The organism is Paludibacterium yongneupense DSM 18731, assembly GCF_000422925.1.
In the GTDB taxonomy this organism is placed as follows: Bacteria; Pseudomonadota; Gammaproteobacteria; order Burkholderiales; family Chromobacteriaceae; genus Paludibacterium; species Paludibacterium yongneupense.
Window position 1 is genome coordinate 303,575 of record NZ_AUGZ01000005.1, and the last position, 19,586, is coordinate 323,160.

General features: G+C 61.3%; 19 protein-coding genes. 9 read left to right on the forward strand and 10 right to left on the reverse strand.

Going from position 1 to position 19,586, the window contains the following annotated elements:
• The first annotated feature begins 179 nt into the window (after positions 1 to 179).
• Together G520_RS0103795 and G520_RS0103800 are read left to right on the forward strand one after the other, a co-directional pair.
• Positions 180 to 476 (forward strand): ArsR/SmtB family transcription factor, encoded by a 297-nt coding sequence (locus G520_RS0103795; protein WP_028534486.1) that lies wholly within the window; start codon positions 180 to 182, stop codon positions 474 to 476.
• A gap of 56 nt (positions 477 to 532) precedes the next feature.
• The gene (locus tag G520_RS0103800; RefSeq protein ID WP_028534487.1) at positions 533 to 1,582 is read left to right on the forward strand and encodes an alkene reductase; all 1,050 of its coding nucleotides are present in this window, start codon (positions 533 to 535) and stop codon (positions 1,580 to 1,582) included.
• A gap of 52 nt (positions 1,583 to 1,634) precedes the next feature.
• On the opposite strand, the gene G520_RS0103805 is transcribed toward G520_RS0103800, so the two are convergent.
• The 7 genes from G520_RS0103805 to G520_RS0103835 all read right to left on the reverse strand — a co-directional run bounded on the left by G520_RS0103805 (position 1,635) and on the right by G520_RS0103835 (position 9,745).
• Positions 1,635 to 3,122 (reverse strand): sensor domain-containing diguanylate cyclase, encoded by a 1,488-nt coding sequence (locus G520_RS0103805; RefSeq protein ID WP_028534488.1) that lies wholly within the window; start codon positions 3,120 to 3,122, stop codon positions 1,635 to 1,637.
• Between the two features lie 372 nt (positions 3,123 to 3,494).
• The gene (cyoE, locus tag G520_RS0103810) at positions 3,495 to 4,385 is read right to left on the reverse strand and encodes a heme o synthase (RefSeq protein ID WP_028534489.1); all 891 of its coding nucleotides are present in this window, start codon (positions 4,383 to 4,385) and stop codon (positions 3,495 to 3,497) included.
• 9 nt (positions 4,386 to 4,394) lie between these two features.
• On the reverse strand, positions 4,395 to 4,718 hold the full coding sequence (gene cyoD, locus G520_RS0103815) for a cytochrome o ubiquinol oxidase subunit IV (protein WP_028534490.1): 324 nt from the start codon (positions 4,716 to 4,718) through the stop codon (positions 4,395 to 4,397).
• On the reverse strand, positions 4,719 to 5,333 hold the full coding sequence (gene cyoC, locus G520_RS0103820; RefSeq protein ID WP_028534491.1) for a cytochrome o ubiquinol oxidase subunit III: 615 nt from the start codon (positions 5,331 to 5,333) through the stop codon (positions 4,719 to 4,721).
• Between the two features lie 6 nt (positions 5,334 to 5,339).
• On the reverse strand, positions 5,340 to 7,316 hold the full coding sequence (gene cyoB, locus G520_RS0103825; RefSeq protein ID WP_028534492.1) for a cytochrome o ubiquinol oxidase subunit I: 1,977 nt from the start codon (positions 7,314 to 7,316) through the stop codon (positions 5,340 to 5,342).
• Between the two features lie 7 nt (positions 7,317 to 7,323).
• On the reverse strand, positions 7,324 to 8,256 hold the full coding sequence (gene cyoA / locus G520_RS0103830; protein ID WP_028534493.1) for a ubiquinol oxidase subunit II: 933 nt from the start codon (positions 8,254 to 8,256) through the stop codon (positions 7,324 to 7,326).
• A 733-nt stretch (positions 8,257 to 8,989) separates the two neighbouring features.
• Entirely contained in the window at positions 8,990 to 9,745 is a 756-nt protein-coding gene (locus G520_RS0103835) for a class I SAM-dependent methyltransferase (RefSeq protein ID WP_028534494.1), read from the reverse strand.
• Between the two features lie 95 nt (positions 9,746 to 9,840).
• Between G520_RS0103835 and G520_RS0103840 the strand changes: the two genes are divergently transcribed.
• Complete coding sequence (locus G520_RS0103840; protein ID WP_028534495.1) at positions 9,841 to 10,359, forward strand: GNAT family N-acetyltransferase; 519 nt, start codon at positions 9,841 to 9,843, stop codon at positions 10,357 to 10,359.
• Between the two features lie 20 nt (positions 10,360 to 10,379).
• Here the strand turns inward: G520_RS0103840 and pdxR are convergent, their stop codons facing one another.
• Complete coding sequence (gene pdxR / locus G520_RS0103845) at positions 10,380 to 11,831, reverse strand: MocR-like pyridoxine biosynthesis transcription factor PdxR (protein WP_028534496.1); 1,452 nt, start codon at positions 11,829 to 11,831, stop codon at positions 10,380 to 10,382.
• Between the two features lie 126 nt (positions 11,832 to 11,957).
• Between pdxR and G520_RS0103855 the strand changes: the two genes are divergently transcribed.
• Entirely contained in the window at positions 11,958 to 12,347 is a 390-nt protein-coding gene (locus G520_RS0103855) for a rhodanese-like domain-containing protein (RefSeq protein ID WP_028534497.1), read from the forward strand.
• Positions 12,347 to 13,486 carry a GNAT family N-acetyltransferase gene (locus tag G520_RS25480; protein WP_036665177.1) on the forward strand — a complete coding sequence of 380 codons (1,140 nt, stop codon included), beginning with the start codon at positions 12,347 to 12,349 and terminating at the stop codon, positions 13,484 to 13,486. Before G520_RS0103855 ends, G520_RS25480 begins: the two co-directional genes overlap by 1 nt.
• 50 nt (positions 13,487 to 13,536) lie before the next feature.
• Here the strand turns inward: G520_RS25480 and G520_RS0103865 are convergent, their stop codons facing one another.
• On the reverse strand, positions 13,537 to 14,934 hold the full coding sequence (locus G520_RS0103865) for an amino acid permease (RefSeq protein WP_028534499.1): 1,398 nt from the start codon (positions 14,932 to 14,934) through the stop codon (positions 13,537 to 13,539).
• A 474-nt stretch (positions 14,935 to 15,408) separates the two neighbouring features.
• On the opposite strand from G520_RS0103865, the gene G520_RS0103870 reads away from it, so the two are divergent.
• Positions 15,409 to 15,741, forward strand: a complete 333-nt coding sequence (locus tag G520_RS0103870) for an SMR family transporter (RefSeq protein ID WP_028534500.1) — start codon at positions 15,409 to 15,411, stop codon at positions 15,739 to 15,741.
• Between the two features lie 11 nt (positions 15,742 to 15,752).
• Here G520_RS0103870 and G520_RS21450 read toward each other — a convergent pair whose 3' ends face one another.
• Positions 15,753 to 17,192: an MFS transporter gene (locus G520_RS21450; protein WP_051228977.1), complete on the reverse strand. Its 1,440-nt coding sequence runs from the start codon at positions 17,190 to 17,192 to the stop codon at positions 15,753 to 15,755.
• 118 nt (positions 17,193 to 17,310) lie between these two features.
• Here G520_RS21450 and G520_RS0103880 point away from each other — a divergent pair, with 118 nt between their 5' ends.
• The 3 genes from G520_RS0103880 (at position 17,311) to G520_RS0103890 (ending at position 19,443) form a co-directional block, all read left to right on the forward strand.
• Positions 17,311 to 18,201: a helix-turn-helix transcriptional regulator gene (locus tag G520_RS0103880; RefSeq protein ID WP_084637453.1), complete on the forward strand. Its 891-nt coding sequence runs from the start codon at positions 17,311 to 17,313 to the stop codon at positions 18,199 to 18,201.
• A 118-nt stretch (positions 18,202 to 18,319) separates the two neighbouring features.
• Complete coding sequence (locus tag G520_RS0103885; protein WP_028534502.1) at positions 18,320 to 18,952, forward strand: helix-turn-helix transcriptional regulator; 633 nt, start codon at positions 18,320 to 18,322, stop codon at positions 18,950 to 18,952.
• A 110-nt stretch (positions 18,953 to 19,062) separates the two neighbouring features.
• Positions 19,063 to 19,443 (forward strand): RidA family protein, encoded by a 381-nt coding sequence (locus G520_RS0103890; RefSeq protein WP_028534503.1) that lies wholly within the window; start codon positions 19,063 to 19,065, stop codon positions 19,441 to 19,443.
• Positions 19,444 to 19,586 lie beyond the last annotated feature (143 nt).

The window sequence follows — 19,586 nt, forward strand, 5'->3', positions numbered from 1 at the left end:
AACGCAGCCATGCAGGTGCGAGCGGTTCCTATCATACACGGTGAACTTCCCCGCGCGCCAAGTGCGGACCAAGGCGCGGCAGTGGGGAAAAGCGACAGCTATAAATTTAAATATCGAAATATGTAGATTTACATAGCGATATATCGCTATAATTCGATACAAATTCGGAGAAGAGGCCCATGAACACCGATGACATCATCAAAGCACTCGCGAACCCCGTGCGCCGCGACATTCTGAACTGGTTGAAAGACCCGCAGACCCATTTTCCCAATCAGGAACACCCGCTCGAACTTGGCGTGTGCGCCGGGCAGATCGACCAGCGCGCCGGATTGTCCCAATCGACCGTATCGTCGCATCTGGCCATCCTGCAGCGTGCCGGGCTGATCGCCAGCCGACGCGTCGGACAATGGGTTTATTACCGCCGCAACGAATACATCATCCAGACCTTTCTGGAAAACCTGCAACGCGACCTTTGAGAACGGAGCGTCCATCGACGCGATCGCCGCGCTTTAAATATCAGGAGAACGCCGCAATGACGATTTTGTTTTCCCCCCTCACCCTGGGCAAGATCGAGCTGAAAAACCGCATCATCATGGCACCGCTCACCCGCTGCCGCGCCGATGCCGGCCGTGTGCCGAACGACTTGATGGCCCAGTACTATCGCCAGCGCGCGAGTGCCGGCCTGATCATCAGCGAAGCGACCGCCGTCACCCCGATGGGGGTCGGCTACCCGGATACGCCGGGGATCTGGTCGGATGAGCAGGTCGAAGGCTGGAAAAAGATCACGACCGCCGTGCACGAAGAAGGCGGCCGTATCGTGCTGCAACTGTGGCACGTGGGTCGCATATCGGACCCAGAGTACCTTGACGGCGCCTTGCCGGTCGCACCGTCGGCCATCGCTGCCGAAGGCCATGTCAGCCTGCTGCGTCCGATGCGGGCATACACCACTCCGCGTGCGCTGGAGACGGCAGAAATCGCCGGCATTGTCGCCGCCTACCGCAAGGGCGCGGCAAATGCCCTCGCCGCCGGCTTCGACGGCGTGGAAATCCACGGCGCCAACGGCTATCTTCTCGATCAGTTTCTGCAAAGCTCGACCAATCAGCGCACCGACATGTATGGCGGTTCGGTCGAAAACCGCGCACGCCTGCTGCTGGAAGTCACCGATGCCTGCATCGAAGTATGGGGTGCCGGACGCGTCGGTATGCACCTCGCTCCGCGCGGCGACAGCCACACCATGGGTGACGACAACCCGGCCGAGACCTTCGGCTATGTGGCACGCGAACTCGGCCGCCGCGGCATCGCCTTCATTTGCGCGCGCGAGGCGCAAGGCGCCGACAGCCTGGGCCCGATGCTGAAGCGCGAATTCGGCGGCGTCTTCATCGCCAACGAAAAATTCAGCGCCGAGAGCGCGGCCAGCGTCGTCGAGGCCGGCACCGCCGATGCCGTCGCTTTCGGCGTTCCCTTCATCGCCAACCCCGACCTGCCGCGACGCTTCCGGACGGGGGCAGCGCTGAACGCGCCGCACCCGGAAACCTTCTACGGCTCCGGAGCCGCCGGCTATACCGACTACCCCGCCTTGTAAATCCGCCCCCCTCCCCGGCCCGTCTGCGTGCCGGGGAGGAAGGCGTGCGCCCTCAACAAACCACCCGGTTGCGGCCGTTCGCCTTGGCCAGATACAAACCCTGATCCGCCTTGCTCAGCAAGGCGTCAATACTGCCTTCCGTGGCCTGCAATGTCGATACGCCGACCGAGATGGTCACCGACAGCGTCAAAGTGCTGTCGACCTCGATCAAACAGCCGGCCACATGGGTGCGCAAGCGCTCCGCCACCTCCACCGCGCGAAGGCTTCCTGTCATCGGCAGCAAAATCGCGAACTCCTCGCCCCCCATCCGCCCGATGATATCGACCTCCCGCAAGCCGTCGCGAAACACGTGGCCGAGCCGCTGCAGCACGCTATCGCCGGCCTTGTGGCCCCAGGTGTCGTTGACATGCTTGAAATGGTCGATATCGATCATCAGCAAGGACAAGGGGTTGCCGTAGCGTGCGGAGCGCGACAGTTCGATCACGCTGCGTTCAAGGAAATAGCGGCGATTATTGACGCCGGTCAAGCCGTCCAGCCGAGCCTGGACTTCCAGTTCTTCCTGCAGCTTCTTGCGTGCCGTTATATTCTGGAAGGTACTGATGATGTACTGCGGCTGACCGTCTGCATCGCTGACGAGCGAAGCCGAAAGGTGGACCCAGACCGGTTCGGCATCGCATCGCAGATAACGTTTTTCGATTTCCAGACAGGCGACTTGCCCCTCGAACAGACGATTCAGATCCTGCCGCGTGATATCCAGATCGACGCGCAAGGAAAACGGTTCCGCCATCGACCCAGGCCGTTCCAGCTCCTCGCGGCGATGACCGATGATCGTGCAGAATGCATCGTTGAAATTGAGCAGGCCGCCGTCCAGCCCAATCTGGGCGATGCCGATGGCGGCATTCTCGAAAATACCGCGGAAGCGTTGTTCGCTGTCCTCCAGGGCCTGCTCCGCCCGCTTCAGCTTGTCGACATCGGTATGGGTCCCGCACAGACGGATCGGTTGCCCCTGGGCATCGCGCTGAACCACGCGCGCACGGTCAAGCACCCACTTGTAGCCGCCATCGCTGGTGCGCAGACGATAGGTCAATTCGTGCATCGCCTTCTGCCCGTTGAGAACGCTGTGGATCGAATGCCAGACCCGGTCGCGATCGTCGGGATGAATGAAATCGGTCCACTGCCGGGTCGTGAACTCGATCTCCTCGAAGGGGTAGCCAAGCATTTCGGCCCAGATCCGGTTGCGCTTGACGTGATTGGTCTGAAAATTCCAGTCCCAAAATCCGAGTTGCCCCCCCTCCAGGACAAAATTCAGGCTCTCTTCGTTTTCCCTGAGTTCACGCTCCCAACTGGACCAGGCCGCGAGCACCCGGCGCAGCAGCAAAAAAAGCAGCAGCGAGGTCAGTGCGATGAACAGCCAGCCCTTGGCCACGCTGATCAGGGCAAACACTCTGATATCGGGACTGAAAGCGGCGACCAGACGATCGCCGATGCCAACCCAGAGTACCGAGAATACCGCGTAAACAGCGACGATCTTCGTGGCCACATGCGGGGAGGCCCGGGGTCCGGAACCCGATAAAATCGAGCGATGCCTAGCGTTGCGAGGGTAGTCTTCAGTCATGGAACATTCGGTGCCATCGTCCTGTTCACGGCAAGGCAGGGTAGCTGCAGATGCCGGCTTGCACGGCATCGCGCCATGGGAACACACATTGCGGCGAGCCAAAATAGCCCTAGTCACCGGCAGATGCACAGTACGGACCGGGCGTTCACGCCTCGCTGTTCACTAGCGTGGCCGACCCTCATACTACCTTTTTGCGCTGAAAAATATAAGAAGGGATGACATAACACTAACCTGCCACGCAAAAAAACCCATCGTCACACAGGGACGATGGGTTCGGTGCCACAAGGGCTGTCCGGTTTACAAACGAGCCGCAACAAACCCGGCCGCGGGACTCTGGAAGTCGAGCGCCATCATCACGCTGAGTGCGGTGATGGTGACGATGGAAAAAACAAACACCTGGCGCGCCCAGGCCCTATCATCGACAGCCGAACGGTAGCCGGACAAGGCCATGCGCAGCCACCACAAGCTGGTGGCACCCGCCACCGCCAGATAACCGTAGCCGACATAACCACTGAGGCCGAGCATCAGCGTGGCGGCGGCGAAGGCGACGATGTACAGAACGATCTGGCGTTTGGCCGCCGTCACCCCCTTGACCACTGGCAACACGGGAATACCCGCCGCCTGGTAATCCGAAAACCGGAAAATCGCGATCGCATAGGAGTGTGGCATCTGCCACAGGCTGAACATCAGCAGCAGGATCGCGGCCCCCATGTCGAAACTGCCCTTGACCGCACAATAGCCAACCACGGGCGGCACCGCGCCGGACAAGCTGCCGACCAGCGTTCCATAAACGGAATGGCGCTTCATATACAGACTGTAAAGCCCGACATAAACCACATAACCGAAGGCGGCAAACGCCACCGCCACCGGCGTCGTCCAGTACCCGAGTATCCAGAACCCGGCAATGCCAAGCACCACTCCATGCGCGAAGGCTGCGCGAACGGAGATGGCGCCGGTCACCAGCACCCTGTTGCGCGTGCGCTGCATCTTGCGGTCGATATCGCGGTCGATGCAGTTATTGATCGCGCAGCCGGATGCCACCACCAGCGACAAGCCCAGCACGGTCGCCAGGAACAGGGCGAAATCGATACGCCCGCGAGAGGCGAGCAAAAAGCCCCCCGCGACCGAGATCAGGTTGCCGAAGATGATCCCCGGCTTGGTGACGAGCAGATAGCGCTTTAGCTTCACGGTGCGTACTCAGTGGACCATCATCAGGGTGGCGCTGGATAGGATCCAGATGGACAAGCCCACCAGCAAGACGATGACGAGCGCGGTGAACATGAACGAAAAGGAATTGATCCGCCCTTCACGCGTAAAGTTCAGGTGCAGGAAAGCCTTCAGGTGCACCAGAATCTGCGCAACGGCAAAGGCAAAGATCGAAATCGTCGTCGTATGGCGATCGAAGTGGCCGCTCATGACCATCCAGAACGGAATCACGGTCAGAATCAGCGACAGCACAAAGCCGGTGGCATAGGATCTGACGCTGCCGTGGCTCGCGGCATGACTGTTTCCTTGACTCATTTACATGGCCCCCATCAGATAGACGACGGTAAACACACAGATCCAGACGATGTCCAGGAAGTGCCAGAACAGACTCAGGCAACTCAGACGCGTCAGCGTGCGCGGCTGGAGACCGCGCTTGCGCGTCTCGAGCATCAGCACGGCCATCCACAACAGCCCCGCCGTCACGTGCAGCCCATGCAGGCCGACGAGCGCGAAGAAGGCGGACAGGAAAGCACTGGCGTTGGGACCGTGGCCTTCGACGATCAGATGGTGGAACTCATTGACTTCCATCCCGATAAAAAGGGCGCCAAACAGGAAGGTCACCAGCAAGAAGCCGATCACGCCCGCCTTATTGCCCTTGTGGGCACAAATCATGGCAAAGCCATAAGTGATACTGCTCAACAGCAGAGCGAAGGTTTCGACGAGCACATACTTCAGCTCGAAGATGTCCTTGCCGGCGATACCGCCGGCCGTGTTCTGGAACAGCACCGAATAGGTCGCGAATGCGGTCGCGAACAGGATGCAGTCCGTCATCAGATAGAGCCAGAAACCGAGGACGGTACTGGATCCGCTGTCGTGGTGTTCATGCCCGTGGGCATGTGCGCTGTGCGCCGGGTTTACATGTGTCGACATGGTTGCTTAAGCCTGCTTCGCAATTTTTTTCAGATGTGCACTTTCGATACGCTCGATTTCATCGGGTTGCACGTAGTAATCCACATCGTCGTCGTAGGCGCGGACCAGGAAGCTGGCGACGACCCCGATCAAACCGATGACGGCCAGCCACCAGATATGCCAGATGGCCGCAAACCCTGCCACGCCGACAAAAGCGGCGATGAAAATACCGGCCGAGGTATTCTTCGGCATATGGATGGGCTCATAGCAGGCCGGACGGGCGTAAGCGATGCCCTTCTCTTTCATATCGGTGAATGCGTCGATATCGTGCACAACCGGCAGAGTGGCAAAGTTGTAGAACGGCGGTGGAGACGAGGTCGACCATTCCAGCGTATGGCCATTCCACGGGTCGCCGCTCACATCCTCGTTCTTCTCGCGGTCGCGCAGGCTGACATAGAGCTGCAGCAGCTGGCAGGCGATGCCAAGCAGAATCAGGACCGCACCGACGCAGGCCAGATAGAGCCAGGGCGTCCAGTCCGGATTGTTGGTGTGATTCAGGCGCCGGGTCATGCCCATGAAACCCAGGATGTAGAGCGGCACGAAAGCAAAGTAGAAACCGCTCTGCCAGAACCAGAACGCGGCCTTGCCCAGCTTTTCGTTGAGCTTGAAACCGAAAGCCTTCGGGAACCAGAAGCTGAAGCCGGCCAGATAACCGAATACGGCGCCCCCGATGATGGTGTTATGGAAGTGCGCGATCAGGAACAGGCTGTTGTGCAGCACGAAGTCTGCCCCCGGCACCGACATCAGCACGCCGGTCATGCCGCCGATGGAGAAGGTGACCATGAAGCCCAGCGTCCACATGACCGGCGCAGTGAAATGCAAGCGTCCGCGGTAGATGGTGAACAGCCAGTTGAACAACTTCACCCCGGTCGGCACGGCGATAATCATCGTCGCGATCCCGAAGAAGGCGTTGACATTGGCGCCGGACCCCATCGTGAAGAAGTGGTGGAGCCAGACCAGGAAGCTGAGCACGGTGATCGCGCCACTGGCCCAGACCATGGAGGCGTAGCCGAACAAGCGCTTGCCGGTAAAGGTGGAAATGACTTCCGAGAATACGCCGAACGCCGGCAGCACCAGTATGTAGACCTCGGGATGGCCCCAGGCCCAGAACAGGTTGATATACATCATGGCGTTGCCGCCACCGTCGTTGGTGAAGAAGTGGAAATCCATGTAGCGATCGAGACTCAGAAGCGCGAGCGCACCGGTCAGGATCGGGAAGGACGCCACGATCAGTACGTTGGCCCAGGTGCAGGTCCAGGTAAAGATGGGCATCTGCATCCATTTCATGCCCGGTGCGCGCATCTTGATCACGGTAACCAGGAAATTGATCGCCGTGAGCGTCGTCCCTACCCCCGCTATCTGCAGGGCCCAGGTGTAGTAATCGACCCCGACCCCCGGGCTGTAGGCCAGTTCGGCCAGCGGGGGATAGGCAACCCAACCGGTGCGGGCGAACTCGCCGACGCCGAGGGAGACATTGACCAGGGCAGCGGCGGCAACCAGCAACCAGAAGCTCAGCGAGTTCAGGAAGGGGAAGGCGACGTCGCGCGCGCCGATCTGCAGCGGCACCACGATATTCATCAGGCCGGTCATGAACGGCATGGCCATGAAGATGATCATGATCACACCGTGCGCGGTGAAGATCTGGTCGTAGTGTTCGGGCGGCAGCACGCCGAGGTGACCGTTGGTGGCCAGCGCGAGTTGCGTGCGCATCATCAGGGCGTCGGCGAAGCCGCGCAGCAGCATGACCAGGGCCACGATGATATACATCACGCCGATACGCTTGTGATCGACGGAGGTGAACCATTCCTTCCACAGATAGCCCCACTTGCCGAAGCGGGTGATCGCGGCGATCAGCGCTAGACCGACCACGCCGACACCGGCGAGCGTCACCATGATGATGGGTTCGTGGAAAGGGATGGCGTCCAGACTTAGTTTTCCGAACATCTCGTTCTTACTCCTTGGCGACCGGCGTACACGTGCCAGACTTCAGATCGGCCAACTGGCCGGGTTTACCGGGCGCTCGCATAACCATGTGGTTCGACATGTACCGGTTCAAAATCGTGGTAAACAGATCGGGCGTGACGGACGAAAAATACTCGACCGGATGGTTCTCGCTGGGCTTGGACAGCGCGTCGAAGGCAGCGGCATCCAGCGTGCGCGAGGATTTTTCGCGCACCTGTTTCACCCAGGCGTCGAATTCTGCCGGCGTACGGGTGGCGATCGCCTTGAAATGCATGCCGGAGAAACCGGCACCGCTATAGTTGGACGACAGGCCGTCGTAGCTGCCGGCTTCGTTCGCGATCAGATGCAGGCGAGTCATCATTCCGGTCATCGCGTAGATCTGGCCGCCGAGTTGGGGGATGAAGAAGGAATTCATCACCGATCCCGACGTGATCTTGAAATTGACGGGCACATCGACCGGGAAAGCGATCTGGTTGACCGTGGCGATATGAAGGTCGGGGTAGATGAACACCCACTTCCAGTTCAGCGACACCGCTTCGATGGTGACCGGTTTTTTGTCGGAATCCAGCGGGCGATAGGGGTCGAGACGGTGCGTGGTCTTCCACGCCAGGATGGCCAGGAACACGATGATGACACAGGGGACCAGCCAGACGATGGCTTCGATCTTGTGCGAATGCGCCCACTTGGGGGTGTAAGTCGCGTTCGTGTTGCTCGCGCGGTATTTCCAGGCAAACGCGAGAGTCATCACGATGACGGGAACGACCACGAGCATCATCAGCACGGTTGCCGTGATGATCAAGGACTTCTCATCCGCCGCAACCTGTCCTTTCGGGTCCAGGATGCCGCCATGGCAGCCGGCAAGCACCGCGACGAAAGCCAGCGCAAGCCCCCGTGCAATGGTTGGGTGTTTTCTGTTTATCATCTAAACGACCTTCATTGATTGAAAGCGGCATGTGTCGCCCCGGATCGGTATCGCACCGGCTGACGCGGCCGGAGGCGGCGGGACGGACCTTCACCACCCGCTGGGCGGACACATGACCCGTTGTCACAGTTCCGAAATCGACACCGGCAGCGCGATCCAGGCAAAACCGCCCCCGCAGGGCGTGAGCCGTCCTGCCCGGTCGAGCGTTTTTTTCTGTCATCCATGGCGAAGCGGATCCGCTGGTGCAGAGGCCGCGGCGGCAAGACGCCGTACTGCTTTTGACGAGGGCTTCGCCCAATATAAATGGCGAAGGATTTGAACGGATTTCACCGTCCGGGGTCTGAACTGAACGGTCTGTATTACAAACCATTTTCCCCGTATTTTCAAGAGTATTTATTGATTTAAAGACTGGAAACCGCACCCAAAAAAGGGTATTACGCGGAGAGAGCGCTATTTATTTAAACAAAAATATGAATTTATATAAACTTCATAAGCACTTGAAAAATAACATATTTATATAAAATAAATTTCAATAAAAAAACCATTTCATAAAAATGGTTTTAGCGGATCAAAATATTGTTGCGCACTCAACAATTCGCAGGCAAACGATTGCAGCAATACCCATTTCAAGCCCATGGTTGAGGCGCGGCTATTTGACTACATTCCAGTTTGCCTGCCCCCTCCCCTGCTCGGCTCATCCGCCAGCCGGCATTCAAAGCCATGAAAGACGACATCACCCTCCGACCTGCGCCGCCACGATGATCTCGGGACTGTCCGGCCGCCAGGGGGAGCCATCCCAGTCGCCATACCAACTCGCTCCCGCAAAACCTGCCGCGAACAAATGGTCGGCGAGACGCTCGCGCCCAATAAACCGCAGGCAACTGCTGCTGACGATTTCCGTATCATCGAGCGCAAACCGGTAGTGTTCGTCGAAAGAAAGACGCTCGCCATGCAGGGCGACCCCGTCATACCAGACCTCTACCGACTCCCCTGCCGCCGTCGTGATCGCCCTGCGCGAGGCATCCGGCCGCCAACGGCGCCAGGGTTCCAGCAAAGGATTGCGGCTTTCGAACAAAAACCGCCCGCCCGGAAGCAGCCGCGCGCAGAGGGCGCGCAGGGTCGCCAGTAGCGCCTTGTCGTCCAGCAGACACTGAACAGCATGTCCGGTCATCACGGCATAGTCGAAACGCTCGGCGACGGCCAGCGACTCGACCCCGCCCTCTCTCCAGTCCACGCCGGCACCCCCCTCGCGCGCCCGAGCCACGGACAGCATCGCCGGCGCCGGGTCCAGCGCCACCACCTGATGGCCTTGTGCGGCCAGGCGCACGGCGAAGCGGCCGCTGCCGCAACCGACATCGACAATACGGCGCGGCGAATCGCCCATCAGATGCTGATAGAACTGATAATCGCGCTCGCCCGCATTGAGCGCGTCATACAACGCGACCAGCCGCGGGTCCGTATATAGCGCATCATGTTGTCCTTGCCGCATGGCCACTCCTTTTCCCGGGCTGGCGCATCGTCTCTGCCCGGCGTATTTTTATGATAATTGGTAATTTTTGACAAAAAAAATAAACCGGAATGAAAATGGAACAGATCCGCTTGCTTCCCGTGCAAAAAAAGCGCTACGAGGAATTTTTCGAGCTGACACGCAAAAACGACGCTTTCCTGCGCGTCTGGCTTCCCTGGCTTGATGCGATGCAAACCCCCGTCAACAGCTTTCGCTACCTGGCCGACTGCGAACACAAATTCCGCCACCAGCTGGCCTACCATTATTTTCTGATCAGCAACGACGCGATCATAGGCACGATAGGTCTGCGCGACGTCATCGACCGCACCGCCCTGGTCGGCTACTGGCTGGATGAAGCTCACACCTGCCGCGGGATCATGTCGCAGGCGCTCGGCACCTTGAGCCTCCATGCCTTCGAGCGGCTGAACATCGACACCCTGTTCCTGCGCTGCGCCGAGCTCAACGCCGCCAGCAATCGCGTCGCACAGAAGGCCGGCTTTCACCGCTCGGGGCGCATCAACAACGGTGAAAATCTCTACGGCGTCCTGCACGACTTGATCGTCTACAGGCTCGACCGCGCCGACGTGGGCCGCTAGCGGACGCGTCCCCGCCGCATTCAGGGCGCCATGACGGCAGCGATGACCTCGACGCCGCGCCGGATTTCGGCCTCGGAAATACCCGCATACCCGAGCACCCAGCCCTCCTCGCCGACCTCGCCCAGATAATGGCGCCCCAGCGTTCGCAGGCAGACCCCGCGCTGCGACGCCTCCGCGGCCAGCCGCACCGCATCCATCCCCGACGGCAAGGTCGCCACCAGATGCATGCCGGCCTCCCCCGGGGACAGCTGCAGACACTCGCCGGCGCCACGCCCCAGCGCCAGGCGCAGGCACGCCTGGCGGCTGCGGTACAGTTCGCGCATGCGCCGGACATGGCGCGCGAAATGCCCGCGCTCGATGAATTCGGCCAGCGCCGCCTGCAAGCGATAGTGCCCCTCCGGATACAGTCTGGCGTTGGCGCGTCGAAAGGCGTCGATCAGTGCGTCCGGCAACACCAGATACGCGATGCGCAGGCCGGGATACATGACCTTGCTCATGGTTCCCACATAGATGACCCGCTCCGAGTCGGCAAGACCTTGCAAAGCCGGTATGGGCTGCGAACTGTAGCGAAATTCACTGTCATAATCGTCCTCGATCACCCAGGCATTGCTGCGTTCCGCACGTTCGAGCAACTCCAGCCGCCTGGCGAGTGTCATCACAACCCCCGACGGAAATTGATGCGACGGAGTGGTATAGATCAGCCGCGGCACGCGCGGGTCGGTCACGCCTTGCGGATTCAGCCCGTCGGCATCGACCGGAGCCGGCACCAGTTCGAGCCCGGCGGCGGCGAGCGCGGCCTTCGCCCCCAGATAGCCGGGCTCCTCCATCCACGCTACGTCGCCGGCGTCGGCCAGCAGGTGCGCCACCAGCGCCAGCGACTGTTGCGCCCCTTGGGTAATCAGGATGCGATCGGGATGGCAACGCACCGAACGCGACAGTTGCAGGTAATCGCTCAGCACTTCGCGCAGCGCACGCAGGCCGCCACCGGTCTGATAATTGAAATCCCGGCTGTCGGCATGGCGATTGTGACGGGCCTGCAACTGCTGCCAGATACGATGCGGAAAGGCCGACAGTTCCGGCACACAAGGCACGAAAGCCCCCTCCAGTTCCTCGCGCGGACGCAGGTAGCCGGTGCAGAGCCGCTGCCCGCGCATCGACAAGCCGAGCAGCGGCTCGCGCACGCAAGCGGGCCCGGCGGCGGGTGCAAACAGGCGATTGACAAAAGTGCCGGCCCCCTGGCGCGCAATCAGATAACCTTCGGCCAACAGCTGTTCATAGGCGTAGAGCACGGTATTGCGCCCGAGCCTCATCGACTGCGCGAGATCGCGGCTGGCGGGCAGGCGCACCTCGCCGACGAGGCGCCCGGCGACGATCCAGTCGCGCAGCAGCCGCGTGAGCTGGCGCGACAAGCCCTCCTTGCTGTGCCGGTCGAGCTCGCTTGCCAACGCTTCTATAATCCAGTGTTCGTGCAAAGTGGCCCCTCGATATTTAACTTATTTGGCCCTATGAAGGATCCTCTGTACTTTTATATCATGGTTCTGCCGCATACGGCACGCCGCCTCCAGCAGGCGGCCCTCAACCCCGCCAAGGAGTAGCCCATGGACCAAGTCGCGTTCTACCGCGCCAAACTCGCCTACGAAATCGACAGCGCGGATGTCGTCGAAAGCCAACGTCAGGGCAATGCGCCCGTGTTGATCGATGGCCGCTCGCCGGCCGCCTACGCCGCCGAGACACTGCCTGGCGCAATCAACCTGCCGCGGCCGTTCGACGCCGCGATAGTGGCACAACTGCCGCGCGACCGGTTGCTGGTCGCCTTCTGCGACGGCATCGGCTGCAATGCCTCGACCAAGACGGCGCTCAAGCTGGCCGAGCTGGGTTTCGACGTCAAGGAGTTGATGGGCGGGCTGGACTGGTGGAAGCGAGACGGCTACGCCACCACGGCAACACCGGGCAAGGCGGTCGAGTGCGGCTGCGGAGGCGGCATCTGATGCGCGCCCTCCTCCCCCTCGGGTACGAAGTCCCGGATTGGCAAGGTGCGGCGGCAGCGCACGGCACCGTGCTCGAAGGCCGTTTCTGCAAGCTGGAGCCCTTTTCACCACCGCGACATGGCCCTGGCCTGCGCGCGGCACTCGAAACCGATACCGATGGTGCCGGCTGGACGTATCTGATGCCGGCACCGCGCACAGACGCCGACTGGGATGCCTGGTTTGCCGGCATGCGCGACAGCCGCGATCCGCTGTTCTTCGCCATTATCGACCGTCGTCGCGAGCAAGCGGTCGGGATCGCCAGTTACCTGCGCATCGCACCGGCAGATGGGGCGATCGAGGTCGGCTTTCTGCGTTTCTCGCCCCTGCTTCAACGCACGCCGGCCGCGACCGAGGCCATGTACCTGCTGATGAAGCAAGCTTTCGCCTGGGGATATCGCCGCTATGAATGGAAATGCAATGACCGGAATGCCGCATCGATCCGGGCGGCAACGCGGCTCGGCTTCCGTTACGAAGGGACCTTCCGCCAGGCGCGCGTGCAATCCGGGCACAACCGCGATACCGCCTGGTTCAGTCTGCTCGACCGGGAATGGCCGGCCGCGCAAGCCGCGCTGGAAACCTGGCTGGCCGAGGATAATTTCGATGCCGATGGCCGGCAGCGGCGCACGCTGGAACAGTGCCGGCCCGCGCAGCACGAATCGGCGGCGACCCTGCGTGTAGCGACCCTCGATGATCTTGGCCGGCTGGCGCCGCTGTTCGACGACTACCGACGTTTTTATGGCCAGGACGATGCGGCGAGTTCACACGCCTTTATCCGCGAACGCCTGCTGCGCGGCGACTCGACCGTGCTGCTGGCCCTTGCCGACGGAGAGATCGAGGGCTTCACCCAGCTGTTTCCGCTCTTTTCATCAGTCGCCGCGGCGCCGGTATGGCTGCTCAACGATCTGTTCGTCGCACCGCAAGCCCGCCGCAGGGGAGTCGCGACCCGCTTGTTGCAGGCGGCAGCACAACGTGCACGCCGCCATGGCGTGGCCAGGCTGGAGCTGGCCACCGCCACCGACAATCTGGCGGCGCAAAGGACGTATGAGAGCCTGGGCTGGCAGCGGGACACGGCGTTTCTGCGCTACCGCCTGCCGCTTTGACTGCAGAAAAGGGCGCCCGCAGGCGCCCTTTTCATTCAGGCGTGCACCGATCAGGTGTTTTCTGGTTGCAACTCCAGCTGCCGGCGCTTGTGGCCCAGGCCGAAAACCTTGTACCCGACCGAAACGACGGCCAGCAGCAGGCTGCCGACGATCAGGGACACCCGGGTATCCGGGTTGATCATCATGCCGATCAGCACGCAGACCAGGAACGCTATCGTCAAATAGTTGGCAACCGGATACAGGATCGACTTGAACGGATGGCCCGGCATCGCTTCGCGGTTCGCACGGCGGAACCGCGCCTGGCAGACCAGCACCACGAACCAGGGCACCATGCCCGGCAATACACTGGCGCTGTAGACGTAGACAAACACGCGCTCGGGATTCGGGATGATGTAGTTCAGCGTCGAGCCGATCAGCAGGCAGGCGATCGTGGTCCAGATCGCATTGACCGGAACGCCGCCGCTGGACACTTTCGACAGAAAGGCCGGCAACTGGCGATTCCGGGACAAGGTGTACAGCATGCGGCCACAGCTGTAGATGCCGCTGTTACAGCCCGAGAGGGCCGCGGTCAGCACCACGAAGTTGATGATGCCCGCCGCCGTAGCGATACCGATCTTGGTGAACGTCAGCACAAACGGACTGCCCGCCGTGCCGATCTGATCCCATGGATAGATCGTGACAATGACGAAGATGGCGCCGATATAAAATATCAGGATACGCCAGACGATGTTATTGATCGCACGCTTGAGCGTGACCTGCGGATTCCTGGCCTCGCCGGCGGTAATCCCGACCAGTTCGACCCCCTGATACGCCGCGACAACCAGACACAGGGCAAACAAGAAACCTTTCCAGCCGCCGGCGAAGAATCCGCCGTGTTGGGTCAGATTGCCGAAGCCAATGGCAGGCATGGCATTGCCGCCCCACAGAATGAGTTTGGCACCGACCAGAATCATGACCACGATCGTGGAGATCTTGATCAGGCCGAACCAGAACTCGAACTCGCCGTACAAGCGCACCGCCAACAAGTTCGATGCCGCCAGGATACCGACAAAGGCAATGGCAGGCACCCACTGCGGCAACCCCGGAAACCAGTACTGCACATAGACACCTGCCGCCGTGATCTCGGAGATACCGACCGCGATCCACATCAGCCAGTAGGCCCAGGCGGTCAGATAGCCAAAGTAGGGACTCAGGTATTTATGCGCGTAGACGGCGAAGGAACCGGCGACCGGTTCGGTGTACAACATCTCGCCCATAATGCGCATGATGAAGAAAATGAACAGCCCGGCGATGGCATAGGCAAGCAGGACCGATGGCCCCGCCCATTTCAGCGTACTGGCCGAGCCCATGAACAGCCCGACGCCGATGGTGCCGCCGAGTGCAATGAGCTCGATATGCCGCGCCTCCAGGCCCCGCTGCAATTTTTTGTCTTGTTGATTCTCTGTCACGATATTTTCCTGTTTTTGTAATGACTACCGGCCTGTTTTTAAGGCCTGCGAACCTGCTTTGTCAAGGTAGGAAAACAGGTAAGGCAGCAGAGGAAACAACTGATAGTTCACATGAAAATCAGAAAAAAACCAATTCAGAAGCAAAAATATAAATTTTATACAACATAAATTCTTGCGTCATTTCCTTGCCCGAACGGTTCGGAAGCCTCGCCCATCAGTGCGCAATAGCGCTGCCTCCCCCGCCCTGATACTCCGAGACGTCGTTGCCGGAGATGCGATTCACGCCATCGGCGGTCATCCCGGGCCTTCTTGTGATGCGAGGCTGCCGCTCCCGCCGATGGTCCGCGTGGGCAAGGCCTTGCCTCCCATACGGCCATTGCATGAGCAACGGCCGGAAGGCGCGAACGGGGACAGGGCCAGCCACCCATGATAGGCTGAGCCCTCCCCCGACTGCCCATGCTTCAAGACATGCACATGAACAACTATGTCTACCTGGCCATCGCCATCGTGGCCGAAGTCACCGCAACCACGGCCCTGAAAGCCACGCTCGGTTTTACCCGCCTCGCGCCCAGCCTGGTAACGGTGGCCGGCTACACGCTGGCGTTCTGGAGCCTGTCGCTGACCTTGCGCACCATTCCGACCGGCATCGCCTACGCGATCTGGTCGGGCGTCGGCATCGTGCTGGTCTCGGCCATCAGCTGGGTCGTCTACAAACAGCGCCTCGATCTACCGGCGATCATCGGCCTCGCCCTGATCATCGCCGGCGTGATCGTCGTCAACGTGTTTTCCAAATCGGTCGCACATTGACAGACAGAGCCTCATGCCTCCGCCGCACATGTCGCCCGATGCAGTCCTAGCCAGCCACGTCGATAGGCCAGCGCCGCGCACACCAGCACCCCCATCAGAGCAAACTCGGCAGACAGGGCCGTCACGACGGCTTCGAGGTAGCTTCCCGAGGCGTGCAAGGCCTGTGCGAACACCGCACCGAGCAGGGCCGAACCCAGCCCGAACGAAGCCTGCTGCACGGTGGCCAGCATGGAGCTGCCCGCGCCCGCCTGGTCGGCAGACATGTCCGACAGGCCGATGCGGAAGAAACTGCTGACAATCAGGGCCTGCCCCCAACCGATCAGCACCGTCGCCGGCGCCAGATTGAGTATCCCGGGATGCGGCCACACCCAGCGCAGAGTCAGCATGAGCCCGAGCAGGCCACTCATCTGGATCGCACACCCCCAAAGCAGGGCCGGCACCATGCCGATGCGAGCGACAAGACGCGTACTCAGCAGGGAAGACACAAAATAAGAGGCCCCAAGCGCAATAAAAGCGTTACCCGCAGACAGCGCCGACAGGCCGGCCCCCGCCTGCAGCAACAGGGCCACCACGAACATGAAGCCGCTCCAGCAAGAAAAAAACAGCACCGCAATCAGCAGGCCGAAGCGGGCGCTGGCCAGACGCAGCAGCGCCGGCGGCAGCAGAGGATGACGGCCTCGCGCCTCTTGTCGCAATTCGACGTTGAACAGAACGATAGCCAAGGCAGGCACCGCCGCAAGCTCGGCCAGGCAGGGCCAGGACCAATGCAGGGAGGGTCCGAGCGCCAGCGGCAACAGCAGGCAGGCGATCAACAGCGCCAGAATGACGGTGCCGGGGACATCGACACTGACCGCGTTGGCGCGCCGTGTTTCCGGCACCCGGCTCCCCATGCGGCACAGGACGGCAAGGCAGATAGGCAGATTGATCAAGAAAACGCTGCGCCAGCCCTGCCCCGCAATATCGGACGACACCAGAAAACCGCCAAGGACCTGACCGACGATGAAAGCCAGGCCGCCGATGGCACCATACAGTCCCAGTGCCCGGGCGCGCTCGCGCCCCTCCAGACCGACATGTAGCGTCGCCAGAATTTGCGGTACGATCAGTGCCGCCGCGATGCCCTGCATCACCCGCGCGAGCAGCAGCTGCCAGACGGCAGCGGAAAGGCCGCACAGCAACGATGCGACGGCAAACAAGGCCACACCCCAGCCGAACAGGCGACGACGGCCATGGTTGTCCCCCAGCCGTCCCCCCATCGCCAGGCAGACGGCGAAGGCGACCCCGTATACCGCGACGATCAGTTCCAGCTGGGTATGCGAGGCTTTCAGCGAGCGCGAGATGGAATCCAGAGCGACATTGACGATCGAAAAGTCGATCATCGGCAGCAGCTGTCCGGACAACAAGACATAGAGACCGGCACGACTCAGGCGCGGGGATGCGGTGTCAGCGACCATAGCGAATTTCCTTGCAAAAAGAGGAATTGAGTCGGAGTATGCTGACAACGTTAACCGGGTACCAGTTCTTGTTTATCCTGGTATAAACAGCACCCGGTTGACTTCGGAGGAACTCAGCATGAATACGCCGCGCCAGGAAATACCCGTCGCCGCAAAACCGCAGATACTTGAGCCGCAACGGGTGCGAGAGCTCGGCATGTTCCTGCGCGCGCGGCGTGAAAGTCTCGATCCGCAGCGGCTCGGCCTTCCGCGCACCGGGCGTCGCCGCACGCCCGGCCTGCGTCGCGAAGAAGTCGCCCAGCTCGCCGACGTCGGCGTCACCTGGTACACCTGGCTGGAACAGGGACGCCCGATCCAGGCCTCGGCCCAGGTGCTCGGGGCGATTGCCCGCGCTCTGCAATGCAGCGAGGCAGAGACACGTCATCTGTTCATACTGGCCGGCATGAGCGACGCCTTCCCCCGCCAGGGCCCGAGCTGCGAACATCTGGGCGCCGCCAGCCAGGCCGTGCTTGAGCACCTGGACCCCTTGCCTGCGCTGATTCAGAACGCACGCTTTGATATTCTCGGCTTCACCCCCGCTTATTGCCGTCTGGTCGGCGTCGACCTCGAGCGCATCGCCCGCCGTGATCGCAATTGCATCTATCTGGCGCTGACCGATGCCAACTGGCGCGCCTGCATGACCGACTGGGACGAAATCATGCCGCGCATGGTGGCCTTCTTCCGTGCCTCGATGGCCGATCACATGGGCGAACCGGCATGGGAAGAGCAGTTGCAGCGCTATTTCGACGTATCGCCCGAGTTCAGCCAGATCTGGCAACGCTATGAAGTCCGTGGCATAGAGAACTACATCAAACGCTTCCATAACGACCGCGTCGGGGAAATGCGCATGCACCAGACCAACTGGTGGTCGGCTCCGAAAAACGGCGACCGCCTGCTGGTCTATGTACCGGAGGACGAGGCGAGCCGGGACGCGTTCGAGCGCCTGCTCGCCCTGCCTTTCACCGGCTGAAGCCTGTCGGCGCGCCGGGAGTGCCGTTGACATGCATCAAACCGCTCCGGCCAAAGGGATGACGCCGCGGCGCTTGATCGATAAACTGTCAGTGCGATAAATTTTATGGCAAACCCTTATGGAATTGCGTATCGATGCCGAGGCGCTGGCCGACTTTGTCGCCGCCCTGCTCGGCCAGGACAGCGAAGTCGCCGTGCACGACTTGTCCGACCTGTCCGCTTCGCTCAAGGTCATTCGCAACGGCCACCTGTCCGGCCGCGGCGTAGGGGCTCCGGCGACCGATCTGGCGCTGCGCATGGCGCAGGAGTGCATGGGCAAGGACAGGGAAAACTACCGTCTCAACTACCGCAGCAAGACCGCGCGCGGGAATCTGTTACGCTCGTCGACGCTTGTCATGAAAGATGACAGCGGCAAAGTCGTCGCCATGCTGTGCGTGAACTCGGACGACAGCCGCTACCAGCGTGCAATGGAAGCCGTGCAGGCGCTGCTGCCGACCGATCTATCGAATCAGCCGCCACAAGAAGTCCTGGCGGGCTCGGTCGACGATGTGGGCGTCGAGTTCATGCACAGCGTACTCCACCGCTATGGAGTCGATCCCGCGCGCATGTCGCCGGAAGAAAAGGCGCAGGCGGTCGGCGAGCTGAACTCGCGCGGCCTGTTCTCCATCCGCGGTTTCGTCGGCAAGGCTGCCGCCGCCCTCGATATTTCGGAACCCACGCTCTACCGCTATCTGAAACAAGGCCGGGACTAAGCATGCCCGCCTCCTCCCGCCGCCGCGCCCGGTGCGGCGAGCGGGCCGTTTCCGCTGGCGCCGCCCGCGAGGCGGCGTCGATTTCGTCCACGAAACTTGAAAGCATCGCAATGAAAGACATACTGTCCACCGCCGCCGCTCCGAGCGCGATCGGCCCGTATTCGCAAGGCACCGCCTTCGGCAAACTGGTATTCACCTCGGGTCAGATTCCGCTCGACCCTGTCAGCGGGCAGGTGGTCGCCGGCGGCATAGAGGCCCAATCGCGGCAGGCGCTGGAAAACCTCAAGGCCGTGTTGCAAGCCGGCGGCAGTTCGACGGCCCAGGTACTGAAAACCACTTGCTACTTATCCGAGATGGCCGACTTCGCCGCCTTCAATTCAGTCTACGCCGAGTACTTCGCCAGTGAAGCGCCGGCACGCTCCTGCTTCTCGGTAAAAGACCTTCCGCGCGGCGTGCTGGTCGAAGTGGAAGCCATCGCCTGGCGCGACTGAGCACAGGCTTGCGCCGATGTCGGCGTCGGCTGGCATGATGTTTCGCCCCCGGCATCGGGGGCCGATCAGGCGAAGGCCCTCGAGGCCATCGCGGCGCGGGTCGATGCCTCCGACCAGGAGCAGGTCCTCGCCCTGTTCGAAGC

Bases quoted from the DNA above. Each gene is read 5' to 3' on its own strand.
- G520_RS0103795 (WP_028534486.1), top strand. From the start codon at position 180: ATGAACACCGATGACATCATCAAAGCACTCGCGAACCCCGTGCGCCGC.
- G520_RS0103800 (WP_028534487.1), top strand. From the start codon at position 533: ATGACGATTTTGTTTTCCCCCCTCACCCTGGGCAAGATCGAGCTGAAA.
- cyoD (WP_028534490.1), bottom strand. From the start codon at position 4,718: ATGAGTCAAGGAAACAGTCATGCCGCGAGCCACGGCAGCGTCAGATCC.
- cyoC (WP_028534491.1), bottom strand. From the start codon at position 5,333: ATGTCGACACATGTAAACCCGGCGCACAGCGCACATGCCCACGGGCAT.
- cyoB (WP_028534492.1), bottom strand. From the start codon at position 7,316: ATGTTCGGAAAACTAAGTCTGGACGCCATCCCTTTCCACGAACCCATC.
- cyoA (WP_028534493.1), bottom strand. From the start codon at position 8,256: ATGATAAACAGAAAACACCCAACCATTGCACGGGGGCTTGCGCTGGCT.
- G520_RS0103835 (WP_028534494.1), bottom strand. From the start codon at position 9,745: ATGCGGCAAGGACAACATGATGCGCTATATACGGACCCGCGGCTGGTC.
- G520_RS0103840 (WP_028534495.1), top strand. From the start codon at position 9,841: ATGGAACAGATCCGCTTGCTTCCCGTGCAAAAAAAGCGCTACGAGGAA.
- G520_RS0103855 (WP_028534497.1), top strand. From the start codon at position 11,958: ATGGACCAAGTCGCGTTCTACCGCGCCAAACTCGCCTACGAAATCGAC.
- G520_RS25480 (WP_036665177.1), top strand. From the start codon at position 12,347: ATGCGCGCCCTCCTCCCCCTCGGGTACGAAGTCCCGGATTGGCAAGGT.
- G520_RS0103870 (WP_028534500.1), top strand. From the start codon at position 15,409: ATGAACAACTATGTCTACCTGGCCATCGCCATCGTGGCCGAAGTCACC.
- G520_RS21450 (WP_051228977.1), bottom strand. From the start codon at position 17,192: ATGGTCGCTGACACCGCATCCCCGCGCCTGAGTCGTGCCGGTCTCTAT.
- G520_RS0103880 (WP_084637453.1), top strand. From the start codon at position 17,311: ATGAATACGCCGCGCCAGGAAATACCCGTCGCCGCAAAACCGCAGATA.
- G520_RS0103885 (WP_028534502.1), top strand. From the start codon at position 18,320: ATGGAATTGCGTATCGATGCCGAGGCGCTGGCCGACTTTGTCGCCGCC.
- G520_RS0103890 (WP_028534503.1), top strand. From the start codon at position 19,063: ATGAAAGACATACTGTCCACCGCCGCCGCTCCGAGCGCGATCGGCCCG.